General features: G+C 62.0%; 23 protein-coding genes and 1 tRNA gene. 11 read left to right on the top strand and 13 right to left on the bottom strand.

From position 1 onward, the window contains the following. Window positions 1–108: 108 nt before the first annotated feature. Window positions 109–705, bottom strand: a complete 597-nt coding sequence (locus ACCD07_RS07155) for a hypothetical protein (RefSeq protein WP_413446928.1) — start codon at window positions 703–705, stop codon at window positions 109–111. Window positions 706–1,048: 343 nt separating this feature from the next. Here ACCD07_RS07155 and ACCD07_RS07150 point away from each other — a divergent pair, with 343 nt between their 5' ends. Together ACCD07_RS07150 and ACCD07_RS07145 are read left to right on the top strand one after the other, a co-directional pair. Further along, complete coding sequence (locus ACCD07_RS07150) at window positions 1,049–1,192, top strand: DUF6527 family protein (protein ID WP_413447017.1); 144 nt, start codon at window positions 1,049–1,051, stop codon at window positions 1,190–1,192. Window positions 1,193–1,455: 263 nt separating this feature from the next. After that, on the top strand, window positions 1,456–3,435 hold the full coding sequence (locus ACCD07_RS07145) for a site-specific integrase (protein WP_413446927.1): 1,980 nt from the start codon (window positions 1,456–1,458) through the stop codon (window positions 3,433–3,435). A 734-nt stretch (window positions 3,436–4,169) separates the two neighbouring features. Here ACCD07_RS07145 and ACCD07_RS07140 read toward each other — a convergent pair. The 3 genes from ACCD07_RS07140 to ACCD07_RS07130 all read right to left on the bottom strand — a co-directional run bounded on the left by ACCD07_RS07140 (window position 4,170) and on the right by ACCD07_RS07130 (window position 7,371). Further along, entirely contained in the window at window positions 4,170–5,843 is a 1,674-nt protein-coding gene (locus ACCD07_RS07140; protein WP_413446926.1) for a site-specific integrase, read from the bottom strand. A 211-nt stretch (window positions 5,844–6,054) separates the two neighbouring features. Next, window positions 6,055–6,131 (bottom strand) — tRNA-Pro (locus ACCD07_RS07135). 61 nt (window positions 6,132–6,192) lie between these two features. Then, a complete protein-coding gene (locus ACCD07_RS07130; RefSeq protein WP_413446925.1) occupies window positions 6,193–7,371 on the bottom strand; it encodes a TonB family protein in 1,179 nt (392 codons plus the stop codon). Between the two features lie 209 nt (window positions 7,372–7,580). On the opposite strand from ACCD07_RS07130, the gene ACCD07_RS07125 reads away from it, so the two are divergent. The 3 genes from ACCD07_RS07125 to ACCD07_RS07115 are packed head-to-tail and all read left to right on the top strand — an operon-like array spanning window position 7,581 to window position 11,059. Next, a complete protein-coding gene (locus tag ACCD07_RS07125) occupies window positions 7,581–9,923 on the top strand; it encodes a TonB-dependent receptor (RefSeq protein ID WP_413446924.1) in 2,343 nt (780 codons plus the stop codon). Between the two features lie 39 nt (window positions 9,924–9,962). Then, on the top strand, window positions 9,963–10,322 hold the full coding sequence (gene arsC / locus ACCD07_RS07120) for an arsenate reductase (glutaredoxin) (RefSeq protein WP_413446923.1): 360 nt from the start codon (window positions 9,963–9,965) through the stop codon (window positions 10,320–10,322). After that, a complete protein-coding gene (locus ACCD07_RS07115) occupies window positions 10,322–11,059 on the top strand; it encodes a DUF6445 family protein (protein ID WP_413446922.1) in 738 nt (245 codons plus the stop codon). The genes arsC and ACCD07_RS07115 overlap by 1 nt, the downstream gene beginning before the upstream one ends. Window positions 11,060–11,113: 54 nt before the next feature. Here the strand turns inward: ACCD07_RS07115 and ispB are convergent, their stop codons facing one another. Then, on the bottom strand, window positions 11,114–12,103 hold the full coding sequence (gene ispB, locus ACCD07_RS07110) for an octaprenyl diphosphate synthase (protein ID WP_176654518.1): 990 nt from the start codon (window positions 12,101–12,103) through the stop codon (window positions 11,114–11,116). 272 nt (window positions 12,104–12,375) lie between these two features. On the opposite strand from ispB, the gene rplU reads away from it, so the two are divergent. The 4 genes from rplU (at window position 12,376) to proB (ending at window position 15,523) form a co-directional block, all read left to right on the top strand. Then, window positions 12,376–12,687, top strand: a complete 312-nt coding sequence (gene rplU, locus ACCD07_RS07105) for a 50S ribosomal protein L21 (RefSeq protein ID WP_008445658.1) — start codon at window positions 12,376–12,378, stop codon at window positions 12,685–12,687. A gap of 39 nt (window positions 12,688–12,726) precedes the next feature. Next, complete coding sequence (gene rpmA / locus ACCD07_RS07100) at window positions 12,727–12,984, top strand: 50S ribosomal protein L27 (protein ID WP_008445659.1); 258 nt, start codon at window positions 12,727–12,729, stop codon at window positions 12,982–12,984. A gap of 130 nt (window positions 12,985–13,114) precedes the next feature. Further along, window positions 13,115–14,224, top strand: a complete 1,110-nt coding sequence (gene obgE, locus ACCD07_RS07095; RefSeq protein WP_176654517.1) for a GTPase ObgE — start codon at window positions 13,115–13,117, stop codon at window positions 14,222–14,224. A 180-nt stretch (window positions 14,225–14,404) separates the two neighbouring features. Beyond that, window positions 14,405–15,523, top strand: a complete 1,119-nt coding sequence (proB, locus tag ACCD07_RS07090; protein WP_176654516.1) for a glutamate 5-kinase — start codon at window positions 14,405–14,407, stop codon at window positions 15,521–15,523. Window positions 15,524–15,624: 101 nt separating this feature from the next. Here the strand turns inward: proB and nth are convergent, their stop codons facing one another. The 8 genes from nth to fdxA form a co-directional block, all read right to left on the bottom strand. Beyond that, entirely contained in the window at window positions 15,625–16,272 is a 648-nt protein-coding gene (gene nth, locus ACCD07_RS07085; RefSeq protein WP_353400127.1) for an endonuclease III, read from the bottom strand. Then, window positions 16,269–16,943 (bottom strand): electron transport complex subunit RsxB, encoded by a 675-nt coding sequence (rsxB, locus tag ACCD07_RS07080; protein WP_413446921.1) that lies wholly within the window; start codon window positions 16,941–16,943, stop codon window positions 16,269–16,271. Before rsxB ends, nth begins: the two co-directional genes overlap by 4 nt. 77 nt (window positions 16,944–17,020) lie before the next feature. Then, window positions 17,021–18,784, bottom strand: coding sequence for a chloride channel protein (locus tag ACCD07_RS07075; RefSeq protein WP_413446920.1), 1,764 nt, complete (start codon window positions 18,782–18,784; stop codon window positions 17,021–17,023). Next, window positions 18,777–19,196: a MarR family winged helix-turn-helix transcriptional regulator gene (locus ACCD07_RS07070; RefSeq protein WP_176654512.1), complete on the bottom strand. Its 420-nt coding sequence runs from the start codon at window positions 19,194–19,196 to the stop codon at window positions 18,777–18,779. The genes ACCD07_RS07075 and ACCD07_RS07070 overlap by 8 nt, the downstream gene beginning before the upstream one ends. Window positions 19,197–19,254: 58 nt before the next feature. Then, window positions 19,255–21,198, bottom strand: a complete 1,944-nt coding sequence (locus ACCD07_RS07065) for a phosphatase PAP2 family protein (protein ID WP_413446919.1) — start codon at window positions 21,196–21,198, stop codon at window positions 19,255–19,257. A 180-nt stretch (window positions 21,199–21,378) separates the two neighbouring features. Next, window positions 21,379–22,614, bottom strand: a complete 1,236-nt coding sequence (locus ACCD07_RS07060) for a polyhydroxyalkanoate depolymerase (RefSeq protein ID WP_353400135.1) — start codon at window positions 22,612–22,614, stop codon at window positions 21,379–21,381. Window positions 22,615–22,826: 212 nt separating this feature from the next. Further along, window positions 22,827–23,894 (bottom strand): NAD(P)/FAD-dependent oxidoreductase, encoded by a 1,068-nt coding sequence (locus tag ACCD07_RS07055; protein ID WP_413446918.1) that lies wholly within the window; start codon window positions 23,892–23,894, stop codon window positions 22,827–22,829. An 89-nt stretch (window positions 23,895–23,983) separates the two neighbouring features. After that, window positions 23,984–24,307, bottom strand: coding sequence for a ferredoxin FdxA (gene fdxA / locus ACCD07_RS07050; protein ID WP_008445669.1), 324 nt, complete (start codon window positions 24,305–24,307; stop codon window positions 23,984–23,986). Window positions 24,308–24,460: 153 nt separating this feature from the next. Between fdxA and ACCD07_RS07045 the strand changes: the two genes are divergently transcribed. Together ACCD07_RS07045 and ACCD07_RS07040 are read left to right on the top strand one after the other, a co-directional pair. Continuing rightward, window positions 24,461–25,651, top strand: coding sequence for a citrate transporter (locus ACCD07_RS07045; RefSeq protein ID WP_413446917.1), 1,191 nt, complete (start codon window positions 24,461–24,463; stop codon window positions 25,649–25,651). Window positions 25,652–25,700: 49 nt separating this feature from the next. Beyond that, entirely contained in the window at window positions 25,701–25,976 is a 276-nt protein-coding gene (locus ACCD07_RS07040; protein WP_413446916.1) for a polyhydroxyalkanoic acid system family protein, read from the top strand. The last annotated feature ends 59 nt before the right edge of the window (window positions 25,977–26,035 follow it).

Here is a 26,035-nt window from a genome sequence, read left to right as displayed (position 1 = left end):
TGACGGCGTAACGGGCGAGTGATTCTTATAGTTCGCTGCTTGTGCGGCTGAGTGGAGAGCGTGAGTTCATTTTCCAAGCCGCCAGCAATGCGCCGCCAACCAACAGGCTCAATGCAATTGGATTCCAGCAGCTCTCACCGCACGCTCGAGATTTACCGAGCCGTTTACCGTTGCCCACGACCAAGCGTCGTCGATCACACACGCTGCCTCAAACTCGACCGCTGACCAGTTGTCAACGAGATAGTGCCATGCCTCGACGATTTCCTCGTAGTGCAATTCGAAGGCGTCAACGCTCGATATGTTCATCAGAGAGAGCTCGAAATCCGAGGCTTCGCCGAAGAAAATCCGCGCGTCGATGTTCTGATAAATAAGTTTTACATCTGTAGTGTGATCGAGCAGAATTTCTTCCGCTACCAACCCAGCCATGCCGCACAACATACGCCAGTTCTTGGGCAAATCGGCCGGTTGAAACCCGCTGCGTTTTGCGAATTCATCCATCGCTTTTGGACAGGTACGAGGACGAAAAAGGCCGCGCCAATCGCTTTCAATAGGCTCACAGCTCGTGTTTTTCCAAACGACCACGTTGCCGTCGCCCCCGTATCGGGCGTACATGACCTTGTGTCCGACCTGCCGATACGCGGCCATATGCAATTCGAAGGGAGCCAACTCTTCAGGGGGCGGAGGAATAATAATTTTGTTGTTCATGACACGATTTTGACGGGATGGTCTTAGGTATAGCGCAGGAGTAGGTGTATGAACAAAAAATTGTGAACTCGCAACCTCGCAAGCTAACCGCCGAGCGATAGTCACGACGTTCGGTCCGGAAAAGACGCGTTAATTATCAAAAGGAGGGGGCGTCAGCAAGAGTGTGTACGACCGACGGCGGGATGTTGCTCAATGGAGACCAATCGTGATGCGCCGTCAGACCTTGGATCATTGCTTTGTCCGCAAAGTCCCGCGCGAGCTGGAGCCGGATGTGTTGTACATCTTGATGGATTACGGGACCGTAGCGCACTCGTACTGCTGCTGCTGCTGCTGCGACCGCGTAGTGACGCCGTTCACGCCGGCCGATTCGCGCATGACGTTCGACGGCAAATTCATCTCGCTTAACCCGTCTGTGGGTAATTGGAACCAGAAATGCCGGTCCCATTATGTTATTCAACGGAATCTCGTGTTGGAGGTCTGTGCCTAGCTGGACGTTGGCCATCTTGACAACCAAGTCACAAAACTCGATCCGAAGCGTGCTCATATGGCATGCTATTCGGTCTGAAAATCTCCCGCAGTACGATGCCGATTAGGTGCATAAATGTCCAGCAACTTCAATACCCCCCGATTTTGCTTGCCCATTATTGAATGCAGGCAATTTTTCGTTGTGAGGGCGTATCGAGCTATACCCAATATCAGCTCGCAATAACGCTACCGAGACTCATGGACTTTAAATCCGGAGGCATTTGCATGAGGAAAAATATCAGTAAGATCAAAGAGTTAAAACTACCCCGTTATTATGGCGTTATTTCTAATAACGTCGTAAATCACAGATACAGCGGCGTCTTTGCGAGCTCCACTTCACAGGAGCTCATAATGGCAATTCCTTACAGCGATCTTATCGAGAAGATCAAGTCTCACGTCGGCTTTGACACGGAGGATAATTTTTCCGCGTTGCAACAGTTCCGTAACTATCTCAGCGCTTTGAATGGCTACCTGGCGTTTTGCGGCAAAACCGTCGATGCAAACGTTGGATTCGAGCTGTCTACCAAGTTTGATGAACGTCTTCCTAAATATTTGGCCAGCCTCGAGGTGGCCCCGAGGACCCGCGCCGACCGAGCTACGCAGCTCCGGGCAATTCAGCGGATATATCAACAGGGGGTTGCTCAACGCCCGCGCCAGCAAGTCCAGGGGACAGGGCTCGCCACATTTACAGACCAGCTACGTCGTCTTGTCGCTGCGGTTAACGTTGCCCCCAAGACCCTAGCGAAACAGAATGGCGTAGACCCCAATACGTTACGCCGATGGCTCGCCGGAGCAAAGCCGCGACCGGACACATTCCCTGCACTTCGCCGTCTCGAGTCAAGGTTTGGTCTCGAACGCGATACCTTTGTTCAACTGATCGAGAAGGAGACTAATAGCGCCCTCGTAACTAGCGTGGCCCCTGCGTGGCGGCTTACCTTGGCGGCTCGTACTCAGAGCAAGATAGGTTTTTCTGAGAAGGAGTTGAGCGCGACGTTTCTGCAAGAGTGGCGCGGCCTTGTTGAATACAAAGTGGCTGCAATTCACTCACTTGAGCGGCAAGGAAAAGGTCACTGGCGCCAAATTCCCATGAGCATGTCGATGGCACTTTCTGATTTGGCCGCTAAGGGAAATATGAGGTGTCCGTCTGCTGATATGTTCATCACAAAATTTCGTCAATTTCTTGGTGTGATATTGCGATTAGCCCCCGAAATGGGAGGATTGTCTTGGACGAATGCGCCTGAACAATCCTTAGCATTTTGTGCCTATCCTAAAGCACTCGAATGTTACCTTCAATGGATGACTGATCAGTCAGGTGGCATCCGTCACAAGGGGCAAAGCGTTTTTGCTTCCTTTGTTGCGAGCCTATTGCGCCCGCAGACAGGATATCTCTGGCAGCAGCCTGCACAGTTTCGTTGCAAGCTACCGGAAGAGATAAGGCCGCAGACGGACGACGCATGGCAAAGGATGTGCGAAAAAACTCATAACTTTTTACGGGCTTACATTCGTAGCTCGACAGGCACCAGTAGGAGCCCGGAGGAGCCCATTGCCAATCTCCTCGCATTGCCCGAACCCTTTAAGCCAGTTCGACAAGCAATTGAGCGGATTCAACAAGAAGCTGCTGCATCTCTGCCAGGCGGAATTAATCAAGCACGCCACAAGCGAAATGCTTTATTGCTAGCACTCTTGCTTTCAAACCCGCTACGCGTTCGATCACTTGCGTCGCTTACCTGGTTGCCGAATGGTCAGGGTTCGCTTCGTGGAAGTTCGATAACCGGATGGCGAATCGTACTGCTGCCAGTACAATTAAAAAATGGTGGGAGCCAAAAACGCACGTATAGCGTGAAGGTAGCCGATTGGGTAAAGCCGCTGTTGGATGAATACATGGAGGAATACCGAGACACGTTATTGGAGGGGAAAAACAGTCAGTATTTGCTTGTCGGTGACAAAAAAGGGGGAATCTGGCTGGGCTTGAGCAGTACTGTTTTGAAGCTGACGCGCCGCTATATACCCGGCTCTCCAGGCTTTGGACCGCATGCGTTTCGGCACCTAGTTGCTACGACTTGGTTGCGACAAAATCCTGGCGATTTTCTTACTGTAGCCGAGCTTTTGAATGACAGTCTAGCGACGGTTCTCGCAAATTACGCCCACTTGCGGATGGAAGATTCATTCGCACGATATGAGTCTCAATTTGCTCAATCATCCTAATAAATGGCCTCTGTATGCTTGAGATTTGGGAGTGTCGAAACTAAACCGAATCTTGGCTTACAAAAATAGAGCCTGTATAAAACTGCGCAGCCACTTCTAGCAAGTGGCTGCGCAGTTTTATACAGGTCCGGCCGGGCGCTGCTTGGGACGGCCGTATGTGCACCGTTCATCAACACGCAACTCTGGCGAGGATGGCGACACCATCAAGACCTTTGTAAAAACGGGCCAGGACACGACGGCAACCTACATCAAGGGGTGGAAGGACACTGCTAATCAGACTGTGACGAGTTTTAACGATACGGTTGATGCGGCGAAGGCAGGGGCCAACTTTGCCGCTAGCCAGCTCGCTGCGCAAGAAGATGCGGCAATAAAATGCAGTCAAGCGCGCGCAGGAGGGAAAAGTGGTCGATGCCATGTGGGGATTGGCCATTGCGCCAATGCAAGCGTCCGACGCGAACTTTTACAAGGCCACGCAGGAGAGCAAGGTCATCGACGCGGCTGCGTCAGCTGCTGCTACAACCTACGGCGGCCCAGGCGGCGCTGCGGCTTATGCTGCCTAGTCTACCTATAGAGCGACCGGAAACGCAGAGATGGCGTTTCGTGCCGGTCTATTGGCTGGAGCGTCGGCGCAAGCTGGGAAAGTAGTCTCCACTATGCCTATTGCAGGTGCACCGATCCAGACGGTCACACATAAGCCCGCCGAAATCGGCGGGCACGAGTCGAACATCAAATAGCTAGGCAGCTCGGCGGGTGAAGTCCACATGAATGACGTTTTCCACAGGCGACGCCGACGCCCTGGATGCCGTCAACGCCACCAAATTCACGTCGGCCACAGGTATCGTGACAGTCTCCACTGCAGCTTGAACCTTTGACGATTCTTCAACGGGCTCAACTGGCGAGACCAGTGCGTCACATCCGACCATTTCCTGGACAGTGATCTTCGCTTCTTTCTTGAGGCGCCTGCGCCCGTGGTGAGTATCGAATTTCTCTGTACAGCTGAACGCTTCGTCGAGCCGCTTGGCCAGGCTCTGCGTGCACAAGTGTGCATATCGCAGCAGCATACGTACATCACGGTGCCCGCTGAAATGCTGAAGGTCGATCAGCGAGAAGCCACCTAGCGTATTGCTGCCAATTTCCGCAACTCTGGAAATGGCTTCGTGCCTCAAGTCGTGCACATGGAGGTCATCGTCGCCTGTGAGCCCGGCATGCTCACACATCCGGCCCCAGGCCTTGCGCAAGGCCTCATTGGTAAAGCCAAATACAAGCTCGCTGGTGCGCGGCAATTCCCGAAGCAGTTCGACCAGATCGCTGCGCAGCGGCAGCTTGCGGGGGCGCCCATTTTTCGTCTCAGGGATGAACGCCGTTTGCATCTCCAGGTCCACGTTGGACCAGAGAAGAGAAAGCGATTCGCCACGCCGTGCGCCAGTCATCAGCTGGAACTGCAGAAAGGATTCGTACATAGGAATATGAACCCAGCTAGCTTGGGCTTCGCTCAGATTTCGCTTGCGGGTCTGCCAGATACGATAGCGCGTAGGCGCCCCTTCAACTTGTTGAAGCTCGGGGGATACCAGTTGGTCAAGCCGGATTGCTTGGGACCACTTCTCATCTTCGATAAATGCTGCCTCCAGCAGGCGGTCTTCTTCATCTGCTTTGAGGCGGCGGTCCCGTTCGTTGAAGTATTTCGGACGTTTCACACCGTCCATCGGGCTGGCGAGGACATGGATGCGCCAAGTCTTGATGGCGATGCTGCAGACGGCCGAGAAGATGTCCAGTTCCCGATCCACGGTCGATGCCGACACCGCCTGGCGGCGCTCGTCGACATACTCAGTGAGGTCGTCTGGAACGATTTGCGCAAACGGCTTCAGAATGAAGCGCGTCGCCGAGCACAAGGCAGAGCGCATTTTTTTACCAGTCTCTTTGCGAATCTTCATCGCTTTGACCTTGGCACACGGATTGGGATGGCTGGCGACAATTTCCATGATGGATTGCCGCTGCAAGCCCGCATCTTCCAGCATCGCGTTGATTTTGTAGGCGTCGATCTCGAAGCTCTTATTGCGTGGGGCCTCTTCGCGCAGGTAGCGGATCATCAGTTCCGCAAGCGTGGTGTTCTGCGCTTTGGAATAGTCGATAAAGAGGCCTTGGCTCTGCTCTACGTGCAGCTTAGCCCTTATAAGTTCGGCCTCTTTCAGGGAGTTTGCGTATAGCATCTGGTCCTTGAGCCCATTTTTACGGATGCGAATCATGTAGTGATCGTTCAGTTGGGACAGTTTGGGTTTGAGCTTTTGCGCCCTCAGGGACTGGAGGTAAGCTTCCGCTTTTTTCTGCTTGTCGTGGGGGAAGGTTTTCGTAAGGTCGTCGCGGTTCTTGACCGAGACCTGGTAGTGCGAGCGATTGTCAATGGACGCCATGTCCGTACTCCATGAAGTTGTGGAGTACCGTATAGATCGATTCCGCAGGGATGATTTTCCGAACTGGGCAACCCGCCGCCAAATGTCCCTGCAAATGAAGTCTGTTTTTGCAAGCGCCACTTTGTCAGATGGCAACTGCCACTGATTTGCCACTGAATTGACTTCAAGGCGGGGTGATGTTGCAATAACTTATTGTTTTACAAGGAGATTTTGGTCGGGGTGAGAGGATTCGAACCTCCGGCCTCTGCGTCCCGAACGCAGCGCTCTACCAGGCTGAGCCACACCCCGACTGTTGGAGTAATTACAGCAGATTTACGGTGGTTTTTCAACCGGGTGCGTCCGGTCCCGGTCAGTCGATGGTCCACACGTAGTTCAAATTGGTCCACACCGGCTCGGCCTGGGCGTCGCTGCTTGCCGGCTTGAACTTGCACAGCGAGAGCGCCTTGCGCGCAGCCTTGTCGAGCTCAGGGGAGCCGCTCGACTTCTGCACTTTCGATTCGAGGACCCGGCCATCGCTGGCTACCAGCAGGGCCAGCAGCACCGAGCCGCTCTCGCCGTTGCGGTAGGCATTGATCGGATACGGAGGCGGGGTGCAAGCGCGCGCGTCGGCAAATACGGCGGTGCGCAGCGGATGGCTGGCGCTGGCCGTGTTCGGGCTGGCGGCCGCCGGCGCACTGGCCAGGCTCGCCACTGCGAGAGGCTTGGCTTCGCTGCGCACCGGATCAGCCGCTGCAGGGCTGGCAATCTCCTCACGCACGCGGACCGTTTCGGGCGGTGCGGCTGCTTTGGCGGCTTGCACGGGAGGCGGAGGCGCCGCCACGGCACTCTCTCTGGTTGCCTCGGCCACCTTCGCCGGGGAAGGCGCCGGCACCTCCAGCTTGTGCAGGCCGAACCCCATGCTTTTTAACATGGCGGTCAGGCGTTCATATTCCGTAGCCTTGGTGGCAGCGGCCGGCACGACAGCTGCCTTGGGCGCGGCGGTTGGCTTGGGCCGTTCCTCCTTGACCTTGGTGGTGGCGGCACCAACCGGCGCTTGAAGTCCGGGCGGGGCGCCGGCCTCGGCCAGCGATCCGCGGTCGGCGGTGACGGCGTAGACTGCCGCCCGTTCGAGACGCAGCGACGATTGATTTTCCTTCCAGACCATGCTCATGACTATTGCCAGTGCGATGGACAAGCTCCCGAGCAGCATGGCGGCAACCCGCATATCGCGGCCCTTCGCGTAGTTGCGCAGATGCTGGAACCAGGCGTCCACGGTGGTCTTGTGCTCGCCATCGGGCATGTCGAAGTGCGATTCTCGGCCCAGCTGCTGGTCAAGCATCTGCAAGTCATAGAGTTCCCGCTGGTCCGGATCCGACAGCACGCTGTAGGCAGTATTCAAACGTATCATCATCTGCGCGGCATCATGGTTGCCACGGTTTTTGTCTGGATGATGCTTTTGCGATAGCGAACGATAGGCCGCGCGGATGACCTCGGCGGGAGCGTCTCGTGTGACGTTGAGACTTTCGTAGTGGTTGTGAAATTTTGTCATCAGATATAGCGAATGTTATTGACCGCGAATGACCCGGAAGATGAAAACTTGTCAGCGGTACAAGATGCTATATTGAATTCATGACATCAGAACGCATTCCGAACTGTTGTTGGGAAAGAATGACCTAAAAACAACAAAAATGACACTAGTTGGCATCCATTTTTGCTAAAATATCAAGATTCGCCCACCGATTCGGAGAATCCCAGCATATGAAAATACGGCAGAAGGTACTGTACGGCGCAGTGGCTGCGGCGTTGGCGACGATGGCGGGCCAGGCGGCCCGGGCGCAAACCAGGCCGCAGTCGGACGAGATCGAGGTGGTCAAGGTCACGGCGCAAAAGCGCAAGGAAGATCCGGCCAAGGTGGCGATGAGCATCTCCGCCGTCACCGGCAACCAGCTGCAGGCCGAGCACGTGAAGGACTTCACCGACCTGACGCGCGTGGTGCCGAACATTTCCTTCACCGCCGCCAGCGGCAACGGCGGCGCCGGGCCGGGCACGGAGAATATCGAGATCCGCGGCATCAGCTCGACGGCGGGCGCGGCCACGGTTGGCATCTACCTGGGCGACGTCTCCATCACGGTCGGCAACGTCTACACCATGGGCACGGTCGAGCCGAAATTCTTCGATATCGACCGCGTCGAAGTGCTGCGCGGCCCGCAGGCGACCTTGTACGGCGCCAGCTCGATGGGCGGCACCATCAAGTTCGTGCCGAACGAGCCGGATTTGAAGGAGCGCGAGTTCACCACCTACGGCGAGCTGTCCAACACCAAGGGCGGCAGCCCGAACTACGCGGCCAACATGGTCGCCAACTTCCCGCTGATCCCGGATGAACTGGCGCTGCGCATCGGCGTGCAGGCGCAGCATACCGGCGGCTATATCAAGCAGGTCGACGGCGACGGCAATGTGCTGGCCAACGACATCAACAAGATCGGCGACCAGGAGGCGCGCATCGCGCTGAAGTGGAAGCCGGTCCGCTCGCTGACGATCACGCCGTCGCTGTACTATCAGAAGGTCGATGCGAAAGACATCGCGGCCTTCAACCTGGAACTGCCGAACTACCAGGCGCAGAAGCAGGTGCGCGAGCCGTCCAAGGACACGCTGCTGACGCCCAGCGTGACCGTCAACTGGGACCTGGGTCCGTTCGACCTGACCTCGGCCACCAGCTACTTCGAGCGCAAGTTCGACCGCACGCAAAACGGCTCGGCCTACAACAGCTATTCGCTGTCGACCTTCCTGACGTCGACCGCCGACGGCGGCAAGGCGCCGCCCGAACTGATCGACGCGATCGCCGGCCTGCCGTCGGCCGTCTACCTGAACAACCGGGTGCGCCAGGTGTCGCAGGAATTCCGCCTGGCCTCGCATCCGTACGACGCGGCGGTGTCGCCGTGGACCTGGCTGGCCGGCACCTACTTCTCCAACCAGCACACCAACATCATCGAGAACGATCCGATCTTCGGCGTGACCGACACCTTCAAGAGCTTCGGCTTCGATATCGCCGATCCGGACCTGCTGCCGGACGCCCGTCCCGGCCAGTTCCCGAACGATAACTCGTTTGCAGGCGCCTTCCATTTCCGCGAAAAGCAGACTTCGATCTTCGGCGAGCTCAATTACTACTTCACGCCGGCGGTGCACGCCACGGTCGGCGCGCGCTACCTGAAGGCCGACACCACGCTGGACCAGCGCAACGGCAACTACCTGGCCGGCGCCGGCAACAACAGCAGCTTCGCCACGTCGTCGAAGGCGTTCACGCCGAAATATGCGCTGACATGGGAAGTCGATCCGGCCAACACGGTCTACACCAGCGTGGCCAAGGGCTTCCGCCTGGGCGGCAACAACATCTACGTGCCGCCGACCACCTGCAGCCAGGACCTGGAAGCGAACGGCATCAGCAAGGGGCCGGAGACCTACGCGTCCGACAGCCTGTGGAGCTATGAGGTCGGCAGCAAGTCGCGCTTCCTGAACAACCGCGTGTCGGTGAACGCGGACGTGTTCTACGTGAAGTGGAAGAACATCCAGCAGGGCGTGTATCTGCCGACCTGCGCCTACACCTACAACGCCAACGCGGGCGACGCCACCAGCAAGGGCTTCGAGTTCGACATCAAGGCCAAGCCGCTGCCTGGCCTGACCTTGACCGCGTCGGCCGGCTACGTGAAGGCCGAGCTGTCGAACGACAAGGGCATCGAGAACGGCATCGTCGGCGCGGTGGCCGGGGCGCAAATCCAGGGCGTGCCGAAATATAACGCGGCGTTCAACGCGGTCTACAACTTCGCGGTGTTCGGCGACAAGAGCGCGTTCGTCATGGGCGGCATGCAGTGGGTGGGCGCCAGCAAGGGTTCGTTGAATCCGGAGCAGACCGACTACGAGCGTCCGGCCTACCACACCACGGACTTCAGCACCGGCATGTCGTTCGACCGCTACAACGTCAGCCTGTTCGTCAAGAACGCCTTCGACACGGACACGGTGATCCAGCACCCGCAGGTGGCGTCCATCGTGCAGGGCTACCGCCTGGCGCCGCGCAGCATCGGCGTCAGTCTGGCGGCGAAGTTTTAAGCGATAATGCTGCCTTTGGATACGTTCAAGGGCAGCATCATGGCAATCACCCGCCTTGTCACTATTTATCATAACAACGCCTGCGGCACCTCGCGCAAGACGCTGGAGGCGATCCGCGCCAGCGGCGTCGAGCCGGAAATCATCGACTACGTGAAGAACCCGCCGTCGCGCACCGGGTTGAAGGCGATGATCGTCAAGGCCGGCCTGACCGCGCGCGCGGCGATGCGCGACAAGGGAGATCTGTATGAGGAGCTGGGGCTGGCCGATGCGTCGCTGTCCGACGACGCGCTGCTGGACGCGATGATCGCCCATCCTATCCTGATCAACCGGCCGTTCGTGGTGACGGACAAGGGCGTGCGCCTGTGCCGTCCGTCCGAACTGGTGCTGGAACTGTTGTAATGTTCAATCCGCGCCCGGTCATACAGCAAGTCTCGCTTGGCGATGGCGGCGTATGCCTGGTCGTCGACGATTTTCTCAGCGAGCCGCATAAGCTGGTGCAGGCCGCCGTGGCCAGGCGCGCCGCGTTTGCCGTCGCGCCGGTCAACTGCTATCCCGGTATCGAGCAACCGATGACGGCGGATTTCGATGCGCAGCTCGGCGCTTACTTTTCCGAACACTTGCTGGGCGCATTCGGCGGCAGCGAGACCTTGGGCATGGCGACGCGCATGTCGATCGTGACCTTGCCGCCGGAGCAGCTGCTGCCGCAGCAGCGCATCTGTCACCGCGACGCCCGCAGCTGCGCGCCGGGCGAGGGCGCCGCCGCGTCGGTGCTGTATCTGTTCGGGGATGCGCGCATGGGCGGCACCAGTTTCTACCGGCCGCGCCGTCATCCGGAGGAGATCGACTTCCTGCTGCACCAGGCGCGGGTGATGGAGAACGGCGCGTTCAGCAAGGTGATCGGCGCGGAGCCGGCCTATCTTGGCGGCAGCAACGCCTATTTCGAGAAGATCTGCACCGTGCCGGCGGCATGGAACCGCGCGATCTTTTACGACGCCACGATTTTTCACACGGGGCAGATCGATGCGCCGGAGCTGCTCGATGCCGATCCGGCGCGCGGGCGCCTGACGGTCAACGCCTTCATCCGCTACCGGAAGCCCGGGGTCAGATCCGACATTCGGACACGAACTCTGCCGTAGCGGCCGCTACGGCAGAGTTCGTGTCCGAATGTCGGATCTGACCCCGGATTGATTTTAGTGGTTGCGGTTGACCGAGAAGTGGGCCAGCTGCAGCAGCGATTCCTTGTAGATGCTGTCGGGCAGGTCGGCGATCGCTTCGGCGGCGCGCTTGGCGGCCGTCTCGGCCTGCTGGCGCGTGTAGTCGAGCGCGCCGCTGCTGGTGATGGCGGCCAGGATGGTGTCGAAGTGTTGTTCGTCGCCCTGCTCGATGCAGCTGCGCACCAGCTGGCGCTGCTCGGCGCTGCCGTTTTCCATCAGGTAGATCAGCGGCAGCGTCGGCTTGCCTTCGCGCAGGTCGTCGCCGACGTTCTTGCCGATCTCGCTGGCGTCGCCGGCGTAGTCGAGCACGTCGTCGATCAGCTGGAAGGCCGTGCCCAGCGAACGGCCGTATTCGCCGGCCGCTTCGATCTGCGCGTCGTTGCAGCCGGAGATCAGCGCGCCCAGCTCGGCCGCCGCTTCAAACAGCTTGGCCGTCTTGGAGCGGATCACCTGCAGGTAGCGCTCCTGGCTGACGTCCGGGTCGTGCATGTTCAGCAGCTGCAGCACTTCGCCTTCGGCGATGACGTTGGTGGCGTCCGACAGGATCTGCATCACGCGCATATTGTTCAGGCCGACCATCATCTGGAACGCGCGCGAATACAGGAAGTCGCCCACCAGCACCGAGGCGGCGTTGCCGAACAGCGCGTTGGCCGTGGCGCGGCCGCGGCGCAGCGATGATTCGTCGACCACGTCGTCGTGCAGCAAGGTGGCGGTGTGGATGAATTCGACCACGGCCGCCAGCTCGTGATGTGCCGTGCCCTTGTACGCATAGGCGTTCGCCACCAGCAGCACCAGGACCGGGCGGATGCGTTTGCCGCCGGCGCTGATGATGTATTCAGCGATCTGATTGACGAGACTGACCTCGGAATGCAGTTTCTGGCGGATCACCGTGTTGACCGCGTCCATGTCGGCGGCGATCGTGTGGGCGATGTTGTTTTGGGTGGCGTTTTGGGTAGCGGCAGACAAGGCGAACCTGTGCGGTAGACTATTGGTGCCGAGATTATACGTCATGCCCTTGCCCGCAGGGGCATCCTCCCCGGTTCCGAGTAACAAGTTTGCCTGAAAATTAACACCGCGGCCTTGCCAGCCGGCCGACATACCACGCCATCGGCCATTTGTGAATAGTTTTTGACGTGAAATCCCATCCCATGTATAATCAGCGGTTCCCCGGTTTCCATGCATGCAGTTCCGCTGGCGCCGAGAGGAAAATTTCTTAACATTTGATGAGGTTTCAAATCATGTACGCGGTCATAAAAACCGGTGGCAAACAATACAAAGTTGTCGCTGGCGAAAAACTTAAAGTAGAACAGATACCGGCAGACATTGGTTCCGAACTCACCATCGATCAGGTCCTCGCCGTTGGCGAAGGCGAAAGCATCAAATTTGGTGCTCCCCTGGTTGAGGGTGCAAAGGTACTGGTTACTGTTGTGGCACACGGTCGTCACGATAAAGTGAAGATTTTCAAGATGCGTCGTCGTAAGCACTACCAGAAGCATCAAGGCCATCGCCAAAATTACACCGAAATCCAAATCGTATCGATCAACGGCTAATTGCCGTTTGCCCGAGAATTAGTATCCAAGGAGTCTTAAATGGCACACAAAAAAGGCGGCGGCACAACGCGAAATGGTCGTGACTCAGAATCAAAACGCCTGGGCGTTAAGGTTTATGGCGGTCAATCGATCAATGCTGGTGGCATCATCATTCGTCAACGCGGCACGCCAGTGCGCGCCGGCGAAGGTGTTGGCATGGGCAAAGACCACACCCTGTTCGCTCTGGTGGACGGCAAGGTCAAGTTCGTAGTCAAGGGCGAAGGTTCGAAGCAATTCGTTACCGTTGTTCCAGCGTAAATAGCGCTACCCGGCTCGTAGTGATGCGGGTCGACTTGGCTCGCGCTGCGAGTCAAGTCTGTAAGGCGCAAGCCTTCAATCGAAAGGCTCTGCCCACGGTAGAGCCTTTTTAGTTTTATGGCGGTACATCATGAAGTTTATCGACGAAGCAAAAATTGAAGTGATCGGTGGTGACGGCGGCAATGGTTGCGCCTCGTTTTGCCGTGAAAAATTCCGCCCGTTCGGCGGCCCTGACGGCGGCGACGGCGGCAAGGGTGGCTCGATCTGGGCCGTAGCGGACCGTAACATCAACACCTTGGTCGATTTCCGCTTCTCCAAGATGCACCGCGGCAAAGACGGCGAACCTGGCCGCGGCGCCGATTGCTACGGCAAGGGCGCGGACGACATCCACCTGCGCATGCCGGTCGGCACCCTGATCATCGACGACGCCTCCGGCGAAATCCTGGCCGACCTGACCGAACACGGCCAGATGGAACTGCTGGCCAAGGGCGGCGAGGGCGGTTGGGGCAACATCCATTTCAAGACTTCGACCAACCGCGCCCCGCGTCAAAAGACCGAAGGCAAGGAAGGCGAACGCCGCGAAATCCGCCTGGAACTGAAGGTGCTGGCCGACGTCGGCCTGCTGGGCATGCCGAACGCCGGCAAGTCGACCTTTATTTCGGCCGTGTCGAACGCGCGCCCTAAAATTGCCGACTACCCGTTCACCACCTTGCACCCGAACCTGGGCGTGGTCCGCGTGTCGCATGAGAAGAGCTTTGTGATCGCCGACATTCCCGGCTTGATCGAAGGCGCTTCCGAAGGCGCCGGCCTGGGCCACCAGTTCCTGCGCCACCTGCAGCGCACCGGCCTGCTGCTGCACATCGTCGACCTGGCGCCGTTCGAGACCAACGTCGATCCGGTCAAGGAAGCCAAGGCGCTGGTCAACGAGCTGAAAAAGTATGACGAGGCGCTGGTCGACAAGCCGCGCTGGCTGGTGTTGAACAAGCTGGACATGGTGCCGGCAGAAGAGCGCGTCAAGCGCGTCAAGGACTTCGTCAAGAAGTTCGGCTTCAAGGGCCCCGTGTTCGAGATCTCCGCGCTGAGCCACGACGGCACGCAGGAACTGGTCAACGCCATCCAAAAGCACCTGGAAGAGAAGCGCCACAGCGAACAGCGCGCGGAAGAAACCCAGATGACGGAAGAGGCGCGCGGCATCTCGTCCATCGATCCGGACGATCCGCGTTTCAAAATACTCGACTAATACTCGACGTCTCCCCCGTATCACCGGCATAATCAGTTATCAGCTGATTATGCCTTTCCATTTCGGCACCCGTCCCGCCACCGCGGGGCAGGCGGTCGATAGCGGCAAAGCAGGGCAAACCGCCCGCCAAATCACAGCACTGAGCCCTTTCATCCGCTTGTTTTGAGAATTGTCGTCTCTATGAATTCCGTCATACAAAAAGCCACCCGCATCATCATCAAGGTCGGTTCGTCGCTGGTCACCAACGACGGCCGCGGCCTCGATCACGCCGCCATCGCGCGCTGGGCCGCGCAGATCGCCGGCCTGCGGGCCTTGGGCAAGGAAGTGGTGCTGGTGTCGTCCGGCGCCATCGCCGAGGGCATGCTGCGCCTCGGCTTCGAGCAGCGTCCGACCGACATCCACGAACTGCAGGCCTGCGCCGCCGTCGGCCAGATGGGGTTGGCGCAAATTTACGAGACCAGCTTCCGCGCGCACCAGCTGGGCACCGCGCAGGTGCTGCTGACGCACGCCGACCTGGCCGACCGCGAACGCTACCTGAACGCCCGCTCGACCTTGACCACCTTGCTGCGGCTGGGCGTGGTGCCGATCATCAACGAGAACGACACCGTCGTCACCGACGAGATCAAGTTCGGCGACAACGACACCCTGGGCGCGCTGGTCGCCAACCTGATCGAGGCCGACGCGCTGATCATCCTGACCGACCAGCATGGCCTGTACAGCGCCGATCCGCGCAAGGATCCAACGGCGACGCTGATCCAGCAGGGCCGCGCCGGCGACCTGGCGCTGGAGGCGATGGCCGGCGGCGCGGGCAGCAGCCTGGGTCGCGGCGGCATGCTGACCAAGATCCTGGCGGCCAAGCGCGCCGCCAAGTCGGGCGCGCACACGGTGATCGCCTACGGCCGCGAAGACAATGTGCTGGAGCGCCTGGCCAGCGGCGAATCCATCGGCACCGAACTGGCGGCGCAGACCGGCCACCTGACGGCGCGCAAGCAGTGGATGGCCGACCACCTGCACACGGCCGGCCGGGTAGTGCTGGACGCGGGCGCGGTGCAGAAGCTGACCAAGGACGGCAAGTCGCTGCTGCCGATCGGCGTGGTGGAAGTCAAGGGGGAATTTGGCCGCGGCGCCGTCATCACCTGCATCGGCGAGAACGGCGAGCCGGTGGCGCGCGGACTGTCGAACTACACCAGCGCCGAGACGCGCCGCATCATGCGCAAGCCGTCAAGCGAGATCGAAGCCATCCTCGGCTTCGTCGAAGGCAAGGAACTGATCCACCGCGACAACCTGGTGCTGGTCTAATCCGGGGCAAATCCGGGGTCAGATCCGACATTTGGACACGAGCTCTACCGTTGCGACCGCAACGGTAGAGCTCGTGTCCAAATGTCGGATCTGACCCCGGATTAAACGCCGTCCGGCGCCGGCGTCTTCGAGCGGTAGTCGCACAGGTCGAGCTGCATGCAGTTCCAGCACTCGGGCTTGCGCGCCTTGCAGGTGTAGCGGCCGTGCAGGATCAGCCAGTGGTGGGCGTCGTGCAGGAATTCCTTCGGCACGAACTTGAGCAGCTTCTGCTCGACGATCTCCACGTTCTTGCCCGGCGCCAGGCCGGTGCGGTTGGAGACGCGGAAGATGTGCGTGTCCACCGCCATCGTCGGTTCGCCGAAGGCCGTGTTCATCACCACGTTGGCGGTCTTGCGGCCCACGCCGGGCAGCGCCTCCAGCGACTCGCGGTCGCGCGGCACTTCGCCGCCGTGCAGCTCCACCAGCATCCGGCACGTCGCCATGACGTTCTTCGCCTTGGTCTTGTACAGTCCTATGGTCTGGATGTAGGCCTTCAGTTCCTCTTCGCCCAGGTCCAGTATCGCCTGCGGCGTGTTCGCCACCGGATACAGCTTGCGCGTGGCCTTGTTGACGCCGACGTCGGTCGCCTGCGCCGACAGCAGCACGGCGATCAGCAATTCAAACGGCGAGGTGTATTCAAGTTCGGTTTCAGGCTTGGGATTGGCGGCGCGGAAGCGCACGAACATTTCGTAGCGTTTGGCTGGATTCATTGAGCGTCTTGTTCTCTCTTGAGTCGCGCGCGTTCCATCGCGGCGGCGATGATGGCGCGCTTGCGTTCCTTCTCGGCTTCACCGGCGGCGTCGGCCGGATCGAGCGCCTGCACCGCCTTCATCTTGGCTTCGGCCTTGGCGGCCAGGCGGGCGTCGTTCTCGTCCTTCTCGCGCTTCAGGCGGAAGGCGCGGAAGTCGTGGCGTTCGCGGGCGGCGTCGGCGTCGGGCTGGCTCCAGGCGGCCCAGCCGGTGGTCTCGGTGACCGGGTACATGACGATGCAGTCGACCGGGCAGGGATGGACGCACAGGTCGCAGCCGGTGCACAGGTCGGGCACGACGGTGTGCATCAGTTTGGCGGCGCCGACGATGGCGTCCACCGGGCACGCCTGGATGCACAGCGTGCAGCCTATGCACAGCGATTCGTCGATGTAGGCCACCGCGCGCGGGCGCTCCAGGCCGTTGACGGGATTGAGCGGAATGATCTTGTGGCCGGTGACCGACGACAGCCGCGCGATGCCTTCGGCGCCGCCCGGCGGGCACTGGTTGATCGCGGCCGCGCCGGCGGCGATCGCCTCGGCGTACGGACGGCAGCCGTCATAGCCGCACTTGGTGCACTGCGTCTGCGGCAGGACGTCTTCGATGCGGTCGGCAAGTGTGTTGGAGGTCGGCACGGCGGAATGGATGGCGATAAGCCTGACAATAAAGCGTCATTATCCGATATCTGCGCCGGCCGGGCCGAAAAACCTTGTCAGGCGCGCGGTTTCGCCGGCCACACGCGGCGCACGGTCTGCCGCTCCAGTTCCTCCGCGTGCAGGCTCAGCGCCGGCTTGATCAAGTCGCTGCGGCTGACGATGCCGATCAGCCGGCGCGACCGGGCGTCGCTGACCACCGGCAGCCGCTCCAGCTGGTGCACGGCCAGCCGCGTGGCCAGCGCGCGGCAGGTTTCGTCGGCCAGCGCGAAGATCGGCGCGTTGACGCCGAACAGCTCGCCCACGCGCGCGGCGCCGGCGGCGCGCGCGCTGCTTTCGATGCCGGCGCGGTCCAGCATGCCCACCAGCGCGCCGTCGCGCACCACCGGGAAGGCGCGGTGGCGCTGGTCCGCGCCGAAGTGGCTGGCCAGCACGTCGGCGATCAGCGCCTGCGCGTCGATGCTGGTTGCCGTCGCCGTCATCACCTCGGCCACGCTGTGGCGCTCCATCGGATCGATGCCGTATTCGCGGTAGATGTGGTGGCCGCGGCGGGCGATCTTCTCGGTCAGGATGGAGCGGTGCATGGTGATGACGGTGAAGGCGTAGGCCACGGTCGACGTGGCCAGCACCGGCAGCAGCGCGTTGACGTCGTGCGTCAGCTCGAACGCGAACACCACCGCCATCACGGGCGCGCGCATCATGCCGCCCAGGGTGGCGGCCATGAACACCAGCGGCCACACGGCCGGCTCGCCGCCGGGCAGGTAGGGGCCGACCAGGGCGCCCAGGCCGGCGCCCAGCATCAGCAGCGGCGCCAGCACGCCGCCGGACGTGCCCGAGCCCAGCGCCAGCAGCCAGATCACGGCCTTGACCACCAGCACGCTGGCGATGACGCCGGCGGCCAGATGGTTGTTGAGCAGGTCGGCGATCACGTCGTAGCCCACGCCCAGCGCGCGCGGCTGCAGGTAGCCGCCGATGCCGACCGCCAGCCCGCCGATGGCCGGCCACCACATCCAGTGCACCGGCAGCTTGTGGAAGCCGTCCTCGACCCGGTACAGCGCGGTCGACAGCACCCAGGCCAGCGCGCCGCACAGCAGGCCGCCGACCAGGCAGGACAGCAGCGCCGACGGCGGCAGCACCGCCGTATGCAGCGGGAACAGCGGGCCGCTCTCGATCAGCAGCGGACGCAGGAAGCCGGCCACCGCGCAGGCCACGGCCACCGGCGCCAGGCTGCGCGGGCGCAGTTCGAACAGCAGCAGCTCCACCGCCAGCAGCAGCGCGGCGATCGGCGTGCCGAACACCGCCGTCATGCCGGCCACGGCGCCGGCCACCAGCAGCGCCTTGCGCTCGGCGCCGCTCAGGTGGAAGTGCTGGGCGATCAGCGAGCCGACCGCGCCGCCGGTCATGATGATCGGGCCTTCGGCGCCGAACGGGCCGCCGCTGCCGATGGCGATGCCCGAGGCCAGCGGCTTGAGCACGGCCACCTTGGGCGACATCGTGCTGCTCTTGAACAGGATCGCCTCGATCGCTTCCGGAATGCCGTGGCCGCGTATCGCCTCGGAGCCGTAGCGCGCGATCAGGCCGATGACCAGGCCGCCGATCACCGGCACCGCGATCACCCACAGGCCCAGCGTGTTGGCGGCGGGCGAGGTGAAGCTGGTCGACAGCTTCTGGAAGAAGAACAGGTTGGTGAAGAAGCGGATCGCGTGCAGCAGCAGGTCGGCGGTCACGGTGCTGAGCGCGCCGACCACGGCGGCGATGCTGGCGATCAGGATCAGCCGGGAGTTGCCGTCGAAGTCGCGGCGGGAGTCGTAGGGTTTATTCATGGCGCAGTCGTGGGATGGTGAAGACGCCGTCCAGCGACAGCAGTTCGATGCGGTGCTGTTCGGCCAGCTGGGCGAGGATGGTTTCGCCTTCGCGCAACAGGTGGATTTCCACGCGGCGGCGGTCGATGGCGCTGTTGCGGCGCTCGACCAGGCCCATCGCCTCGCAGCGCGAGACCAGCGCCACCACGCCGTGGTGCTTGGCCTGCAGGCGCTCGGCCAGCTCGCCCACGGTGGCCCAGTCGCGGCCCGGGTAGCCCTTGATGTGCAGCAGCAGCAGGTACTGCAGCGGCGTGATGCCGTGGGCTTGCACCACGTCTTCGGAAAAGCGCTCGAAACGGCGCATCTGGAAACGGAATTCGGAGAGCGCGGCGAAGTCGGACTTGCTCAGCGCGGGAGGGGATTTGGCGGTCATGACCCAAATATATCACGTCGTGATATATTTGGGGATATCTTGCCGGGCTCTGCCAGGCTTAACCGCCGATGGTCAGCGACAGCGTGGTGCTGCTGTAGACCGGGGTGACGTTGGCGTAGCCGTCCACCGTGACGGTGGCGAACTTGCCCTTGAGGCTGCCCGCCGTCAGCACGGTCAGGCTGTCGCCGGCCTTGGGCTTGTAGCCGTTGGCGAACTTCACGCGCAGCGTGCCGCCGGCGATGGTGGCGGTGCCGGTCACCGTCATGCTGCCCTGCGCGCCGCCGCCGATGTCCAGCTCCAGCGTGGTGCTGCCGCTCAGCTGCGTGTATTTGCCGGCCAGCTTCAGGGCCGCCGGCGCGTTGGCGATCAGCGTGCCGCCGCTGACATAGACATCGCCGCTGCCGAAGGCGGTGGCCGAGTCGCCCTGCAGCGCGCCGGCCGTCAGTTCGGTGCCGCCGGTCCAGCTGTTGTTGCCGGCCAGCTTGAGCGTGCCGCTGCCTTGCTTGACCAGCTTGCCGGTGCCGCCGATGTCGTTGCGCCAGCGGTCGGCCGCGTTGAAGCCGCCCTTGGCCGCGTCCATGCTCAGCACCACGTTGCCGCTGAAGGCGCCGTAGCCGTCGGCCGCCGCGAACAGGTTCAACCGGCCCCAGCCTTCGGGATCGTCCATCACCGGATAGCCGGACGGCAGCGCCGTGGTCTTCAGCACCACGCGGCGCTGGGCGTCGCTCAGGTAGGGCTGGCGGGTTTCCAGCAGCACTTCCGCGCCCTTCGGCACGGTGGCTGCGGCGGTGGTGGCGCCGATCGGCGCGAAACCGTAGGTGCTGCGGCGCAGGTAGTTGGCCTTGTTGGCGGCGTAGTCGGCAAAGCGGTCGCTGGCGACGGTGCCCGATTGCGCGTAGGCGGCGAAGGTGTCGGCCGTGGTCGAGGTGGCGGCCATCAGCGTGGCGTGGGCCTGCGCGACGGCGGCGGCTTTCTTGGCCGCGTTGGCGGCGTCGGCCAGGTTGGCGGCGGCGCTGGCCTGGCCGAGGATGCGGCCGCTCAGCACGTCCAGCGGCGAGTGCATGCCGGCCAGGATGCGCGATTCGCCCAGCTCCAGGCCGCGGCTGATGAGTTCCTGGTAGCGCTCCGGCAGCGCGTAGGCCATCGCCACCGCGTCGCGCGTCGCCTCGGCCGAGTGGCCGCTGGTGAAGCCGCCGTCGATGGTCGGGGTGGCGCTCTTGGCCGGCACCAGCGCCGGCAGCACTTGCACGGCGCTGCTCCAGCGGTAGGGGCGGGCGTATTTGTAGAAGCGCTTGGCCGGCTCGGTCGAGGCGTTGTTGCCGACCAGGTTGACCAGGTCGACCACGCTGCCGAAGCCGGCGTTGGCGCTGCCGCCCACGCCGGTGTTGTTGCCGCCGTCGTTGTACAGCACGCTGGTGGCGTCGGCCGCGACCGCGGTGATGGTGGTGGTCTGCTGCGCGGCCGCGCGCCAGGCGGCGGTCAGCGGGCCCAGGCCGTCGGTGACGCTGTAGCCCTTGCCGCGGCGGTCGTCCAGGTAGGCTTGCGTGGCCTGCGCGGCGCTGCGGTTGGCGGTGGCGTTGACCACGTAGGCGATGTTGGCCGCGTGCACGGCGGCGTTGACGATGGTGCCGTCCGGGTTGCCGTCGTTGGGCACGCCGCTCCAGGTCGAGGCGGTCACGGCAGGGAAGCCGTCCACGGCCGGCGCGGTCACGCCGGCGTCGACGATCTCGGTCAGCGGTTTCCATACCGCGAGGAAGCCGCCCAGCACGCGCACGCCGGCGTTGGTGGCCAGCGTGGCGTAGCGGGCGTCGCCGCGCTGGTTGGTGGCGGCGGTGTCGACAAAGGCGGTGGCGGCCGGCACGGCGACCACTTCCGCCGCGCCCTGGTCGGCCGGCGCGGCCGGAATGAGCAGCGGCTGGTCTTCGGAATTTGAACCGCAGGCGCTCAGGGCGAGGGCGACGCTGAAGGCCAGCACGAGCGGGCGCGTAGGGGCGAAATGCATGGCGAAAAATCCGTAGTCAGTGAGAAAGCGTTACAGACTAGGGATGCCGTGTGACGCGCTGATTACGCGATGCCGCTGGAAGCGCTATCTGCGAAAAATTATTATGCGCTTGGTGAAAAACATAAAGGGCCCATGCAACACATGGGCCCTTCAGGATGAGGCGGGGAGGAGGGGCTGGACTCAGCCGTGCTTCTTGATGAACTCGGTGATCTTCGGGCACACCATTTCGCGCCAGCGGCGGCCGGAGAAGATGCCGTAGTGGCCGGCGCCTGGCGCCACGAAGTCCTGCTGCATGTCGGCCGGAATGCCGCTGCACAGGTCATGCGCGGCCTGGGTCTGGCCGGCGCCGGAGATGTCGTCCAGCTCGCCTTCGACGGTGAACAGCGCCACCGTGGTGATGTCCTGCGGACGCACCAGCTTGCCGCCGATCTTCCACGTCCCCTTGGGCAGCGCGAAGTCCTGGAACACGGTCTTGATGGTGTCCAGGTAGTACTCGGCCGGCATGTCCAGCACGGCGTTGTATTCGTCGTAGAACCTGCGGTGGCTTTCCGCCGTTTCCTCGTCGCCTTCGACCAGGTGCATGTAGAACTCGCGGTGGCTCTGCGCGTGGCGGCCCGGGTTCATCGCGATGAAGCCGGCGTGCTGCAGGAAGCCGGGGTAGACCTTGCGGCCAAAGGCCGGGTAGTTCGGCGGCACGGCGTAGATCACGGTGTTTTCAAACCACGAGAATTTCTTTTCGGTGGCCAGGTTGTTGACCTGCGTCGGCGAACGGCGCGGGTCGATCGGGCCGCCCATCATGGTCATGGTCTTCGGCAGCTTGGGGTCTTTTTCCGTCGCCATCAGCGAGATCGCCGCCAGCACCGGCACGGTGGGCTGGCACACCGAGATCACGTGCACGTCGGGGCCGAGCGCGCGGATGAAGTCCTGCACGTAGAAGACGTAGTCGTCCAGGTGGAACGCGCCTTCCGACAGCGGCACCATGCGCGCGTCGGTCCAGTCGGTGATGAAGACGTCATGCTCGTGCAGCAGGCCGCGCACGGTGTCGCGCAGCAGCGTCGAGTGGTGGCCGGACAGCGGCGCCACCAGCAGCACGGTCGGCTGGTTCAGCGCCTTGGTCTGTTTGGCGTCCAGGTCCTTCTTGAAATGGATCAGGCGGCAGAACGGCTTGTTGACGACCACCTGCTCGATGATGCCGACAGTCTCGCCCTTGACGTCGGTACTGTCGATTTCAAACGCCGGTTTTTCGTAATCCTTGCCCAGCCGGTACATCAGTTCGTAGCCGGCGGCGATCCGTTGCGCGAACGGCGTGTGGGCCAGCGGCGAGACGGGGTTGGTGAACAGTTTGGAGGACGCGTCAGCCCATTGCATCAGGGGCGTCAGGAATGAGCGTTGCATTTCGTGCAGTTGGTAGAGCATATGTATTCCCGGTCGAGACTTGGTGCGGTGCACCAATGTTTACATCATAAGCCAATTATAGAATATTTGTTGGTGACGTAAAGCATTCCAAAATACCGCTGAGCAAGCGTACGTGTTATCCACAACGCGCTGCATGTCAAACAATAATACTGCCGAACCAATAAAAAAAGCAGCGTTTCCGCTGCTTTTGTGTAGGACAGTTGCTAATGTGCTTAATCGAAGACCGGGGTTTCCACGCCGAGCACCTTGTGCAGCTTGGGCGAGGTGGTGGTGTATTGCATGTGGATCTTCTTGTCCGGGAAGATGTAGGGCGCCGCGCCGAAGGCCGCCAGCGCTGCTTCGTGGAAGCCCGACAGGATCAGTTTTTTCTTGCCCGGATAGGTATTGATGTCGCCCACGGCGAAGATGCCCGGCACGTTGGTCTCGAACTTCTCGGTGTTTTGCACCTTCAGCTGGCGGCGCTCGATGTCCAGGCCCCATTCGGCGATCGGACCCAGCTTCGGCGACAGGCCGAAGAACACCAGCAGCATGTCCAGCGGCACGCGGCGGGTGACGCCGTCGGCGCCGGTGACCTTCAGCTGCGACAGCTTGCCGTCGGCGTCGACTTCATGGCCGGTGGCCTGGCCGATGATCAGCTGCATTTCGTAGTCGTCGCACAGCGCTTTCATCTTGGCCACCGAGGCCGGCGCGGCGCGGAAGTCTTCGCGGCGGTGCAGCAGCACCACCGATTCGGCCTTGCCGACGAAGTTCAGCGCCCAGTCCAGCGCGGAGTCGCCGCCGCCGCAGATGACCAGGTTCTTGCCTTCGAACTGGGCCGGATCCTTGACCTTGTAGTGCAGCTGCGAGCCTTCGAACACTTCGATGCCGTCGACCTTCAGCGTGCGCGCCTGGAACGAGCCGACGCCGGCGGCGATGAAGATGGTCTTGGTGATGAAGCGGGTGCCGGCGCTGGTTTCCACGTCGAAGCGGCCGTCGTCGCGGCGCTCGACCTTGGTCACTTCCTGGCCCAGGTGGAAGGTCGGCTCGAACGGCTCGATCTGCTTGAGCAGGTTGTCGGTCAATTCCTGGCCGGTGCACGACGGCACGGCAGGGATGTCGTAGATCGGCTTGTCCGGATACAGTTCCACGCACTGTCCGCCCACGGCGCCCAGCGAATCGATCACGTGGGCTTTGATTTCCAGCAGGCCCAGTTCGAAGACCTGGAACAGGCCGACCGGGCCGGCGCCGATGATGACGGCATCGGCTTCGATGACGCCAGTTGGGGTGACAGTGCTATTCATACTTGGATTCCTGTTATTTCAATAGTGGTTAGGCAACACTGGTGCTCGCTCGACGCGCTGCCCGGTGCCGCCTGCCAGACGGGAGGGTCTTAGCGTACCAGCAGGTGCAGTTTTTCTTTGACGTCCTTGAACTGATCCGCTTCCGGCAGAGGCGGGATCGTCTTGGTGATCGAAGGCCAGTTGCGCGCCAGGTCGACGTTGATTTTGATGAATTGCTGCTGGTCGCCCGGCACATCTTCCTCGGCGAAAATCGCATTGACCGGGCATTCGGCCACGCAGACGGCGCAGTCGATGCACTCGTCGGGATCGATGGCGAGGAAGTTCGGGCCTTGGCGGAAACAATCTACCGGGCAAACATCGACGCAATCCGTGTAACGGCAGCTGATGCAAGATTCGGTGACAACGTGGGTCATAACAGTCCTATCAATGTTGGTGTGCTGCAGCGTCGGCGGCGGTGGGATGGCCCGGCTAACCTCAGCAAAGCACTGTATTTTAAGGTAATTCGCTATTTCTCACAAATTGCGCTTATATACAATACATATAAGCAAATTCGTAATGGAGAGTGCATGAGCGCCATGCCGCTGGAATTTTTCCTGTTCGCCGCCGTCCTGGGCATGGTGGCGTTCGGCCGCGTGAGCACCATGGTGAGCGCGCTGGCCGGGGCCTTGGTGATCAGCGTCTATAAAGTGTTGTTCTCGCCGTTTGCCGAAGGCGCCGGCATGGCGGGCCTGCTGGCGCACGCGGGGCGCGAGTGGGTGGGGCTGGCCAACCTGCTGGGCCTGCTGCTGGGTTTTGCGCTGCTGGCCAGGCATTTTGAAAGGAGCCAGGTGCCCGCCGTCCTGCCGCACTACATGCCGGACGACTGGAAGGGGCCGCTGATGCTGCTGGTGCTGGTGTTCCTCACCTCCAGCTTCCTCGACAATATCGCCGCCGCCATCATCGGCGGCACCGTGGCGCGCGGCGTGTTCCGCGGCCGCGTGCACGTGGGCTACCTGGCGGCCATCGTCGCCGCCTCCAACGCCGGCGGCTCCGGCAGCGTGGTCGGCGACACCACCACCACCATGATGTGGCTGGCCGGCGTGGCGCCGGGCCAGGTGCTGCACGCCTACGTGGCGGCGGTGGTGGCGCTGGCCGTGTGCGCGGTGCCGGCCGCGCTGCAGCAGCAGGCCTGGTCGCCGATCGTCAAGGATGCGCCGCCGGGCGTCCGCGTCGACTGGATCCGGCTGGGCATCGTGGCGCTGGTGCTGCTGGCGGCGATCGCCGCCAATTTGTTGTCGAGTTTGTACTGGCCGGCGCTGGGCGCGGCCTTTCCGCTGGTCGGCGCGGCGGTGTGGCTGGCGCTGCTGCTGAGCGCCGCGCTGCGCCGGCCCGACTGGAGCGAGCTGCCGGGCGCGCTGCGCGGCGCCGTGTTCCTGCTGGCGCTGGTGTGGTCGGCGTCGATGATGCCGGTCGAGGCGCTGCCGCCGGCGTCGTGGCCGATCGCGCTGGGCATCGGTTTCGTCTCGGCCGTGTTCGACAACATCCCGCTGACGGCGCTGGCGCTGCGGCAGGGCGGTTTCGACTGGGGTTTTGTCGCCTACGCGGTGGGCTTCGGCGGTTCGATGATCTGGTTCGGCTCGTCGGCCGGGGTGGCGCTGAGCGGCATGTACCCGGAATCGCGCTCGGTCGGGCGCTGGCTGCGCCAGGGCTGGCATGTGCCGCTGGCCTACGTGGCCGGATTTTTCGCCATGCTGGCGCTGCTGGGCTGGCGCGCCTGAGGCGCAACTGGCATCATGTCGCCTTCGCTTAATTCACAGAGGAAGCCGGATGGCCGACATCAACATCGTCCAGGCGCACAGCCTGGCGCCGGAGCAGGCCCGCGCGGCCGCGCAGCAGGTGGCCGACAAGCTGGCCGAACAATTCGAACTGGAATGCCGCTGGGACGGCGACGTGCTGCGCTTCGAGCGCAGCGGCGTCAACGGCTCGCTGGCGCTGCGCCCGAGCGAAGCGCAGTTGCAGATCGCGCTGGGCTTCCTGTACGGCGCGTTCTCGTCGCAGATCGAGGCCAAGGTGACCGAGAAAATGCGCAAGGTCTTCGCCTGAAATCCGGGGTCAGATCTGAAAATTGGACACGACCTCTGCCGTAGCAGCTGCTACGGCAG

It is taken from the genome of Duganella sp. Dugasp56, assembly GCF_047304105.1.
In the GTDB taxonomy this organism is placed as follows: domain Bacteria; phylum Pseudomonadota; class Gammaproteobacteria; order Burkholderiales; family Burkholderiaceae_D; genus Rugamonas; species Rugamonas hordei.
This window is presented reverse-complemented; position numbering and strand designations above follow the sequence as displayed.

Excerpts from the sequence above, each read along its gene's own strand:
- ACCD07_RS07125 (WP_413446924.1), top strand. The coding sequence starts at position 7,581 with ATGAAAATACGGCAGAAGGTACTGTACGGCGCAGTGGCTGCGGCGTTG.
- ACCD07_RS07140 (WP_413446926.1), bottom strand. The coding sequence starts at position 5,843 with ATGGCGTCCATTGACAATCGCTCGCACTACCAGGTCTCGGTCAAGAAC.
- obgE (WP_176654517.1), top strand. The coding sequence starts at position 13,115 with ATGAAGTTTATCGACGAAGCAAAAATTGAAGTGATCGGTGGTGACGGC.
- rpmA (WP_008445659.1), top strand. The coding sequence starts at position 12,727 with ATGGCACACAAAAAAGGCGGCGGCACAACGCGAAATGGTCGTGACTCA.
- proB (WP_176654516.1), top strand. The coding sequence starts at position 14,405 with ATGAATTCCGTCATACAAAAAGCCACCCGCATCATCATCAAGGTCGGT.
- rplU (WP_008445658.1), top strand. The coding sequence starts at position 12,376 with ATGTACGCGGTCATAAAAACCGGTGGCAAACAATACAAAGTTGTCGCT.
- ACCD07_RS07070 (WP_176654512.1), bottom strand. The coding sequence starts at position 19,196 with ATGACCGCCAAATCCCCTCCCGCGCTGAGCAAGTCCGACTTCGCCGCG.
- ACCD07_RS07065 (WP_413446919.1), bottom strand. The coding sequence starts at position 21,198 with ATGCATTTCGCCCCTACGCGCCCGCTCGTGCTGGCCTTCAGCGTCGCC.
- ACCD07_RS07115 (WP_413446922.1), top strand. The coding sequence starts at position 10,322 with ATGTTCAATCCGCGCCCGGTCATACAGCAAGTCTCGCTTGGCGATGGC.
- fdxA (WP_008445669.1), bottom strand. The coding sequence starts at position 24,307 with ATGACCCACGTTGTCACCGAATCTTGCATCAGCTGCCGTTACACGGAT.
- ACCD07_RS07155 (WP_413446928.1), bottom strand. The coding sequence starts at position 705 with ATGAACAACAAAATTATTATTCCTCCGCCCCCTGAAGAGTTGGCTCCC.
- ACCD07_RS07055 (WP_413446918.1), bottom strand. The coding sequence starts at position 23,894 with ATGAATAGCACTGTCACCCCAACTGGCGTCATCGAAGCCGATGCCGTC.
- arsC (WP_413446923.1), top strand. The coding sequence starts at position 9,963 with ATGGCAATCACCCGCCTTGTCACTATTTATCATAACAACGCCTGCGGC.
- ACCD07_RS07145 (WP_413446927.1), top strand. The coding sequence starts at position 1,456 with ATGAGGAAAAATATCAGTAAGATCAAAGAGTTAAAACTACCCCGTTAT.
- ACCD07_RS07075 (WP_413446920.1), bottom strand. The coding sequence starts at position 18,784 with ATGAATAAACCCTACGACTCCCGCCGCGACTTCGACGGCAACTCCCGG.
- ACCD07_RS07040 (WP_413446916.1), top strand. The coding sequence starts at position 25,701 with ATGGCCGACATCAACATCGTCCAGGCGCACAGCCTGGCGCCGGAGCAG.
- ACCD07_RS07060 (WP_353400135.1), bottom strand. The coding sequence starts at position 22,614 with ATGCTCTACCAACTGCACGAAATGCAACGCTCATTCCTGACGCCCCTG.
- ACCD07_RS07045 (WP_413446917.1), top strand. The coding sequence starts at position 24,461 with ATGAGCGCCATGCCGCTGGAATTTTTCCTGTTCGCCGCCGTCCTGGGC.
- nth (WP_353400127.1), bottom strand. The coding sequence starts at position 16,272 with ATGAATCCAGCCAAACGCTACGAAATGTTCGTGCGCTTCCGCGCCGCC.
- ACCD07_RS07130 (WP_413446925.1), bottom strand. The coding sequence starts at position 7,371 with ATGACAAAATTTCACAACCACTACGAAAGTCTCAACGTCACACGAGAC.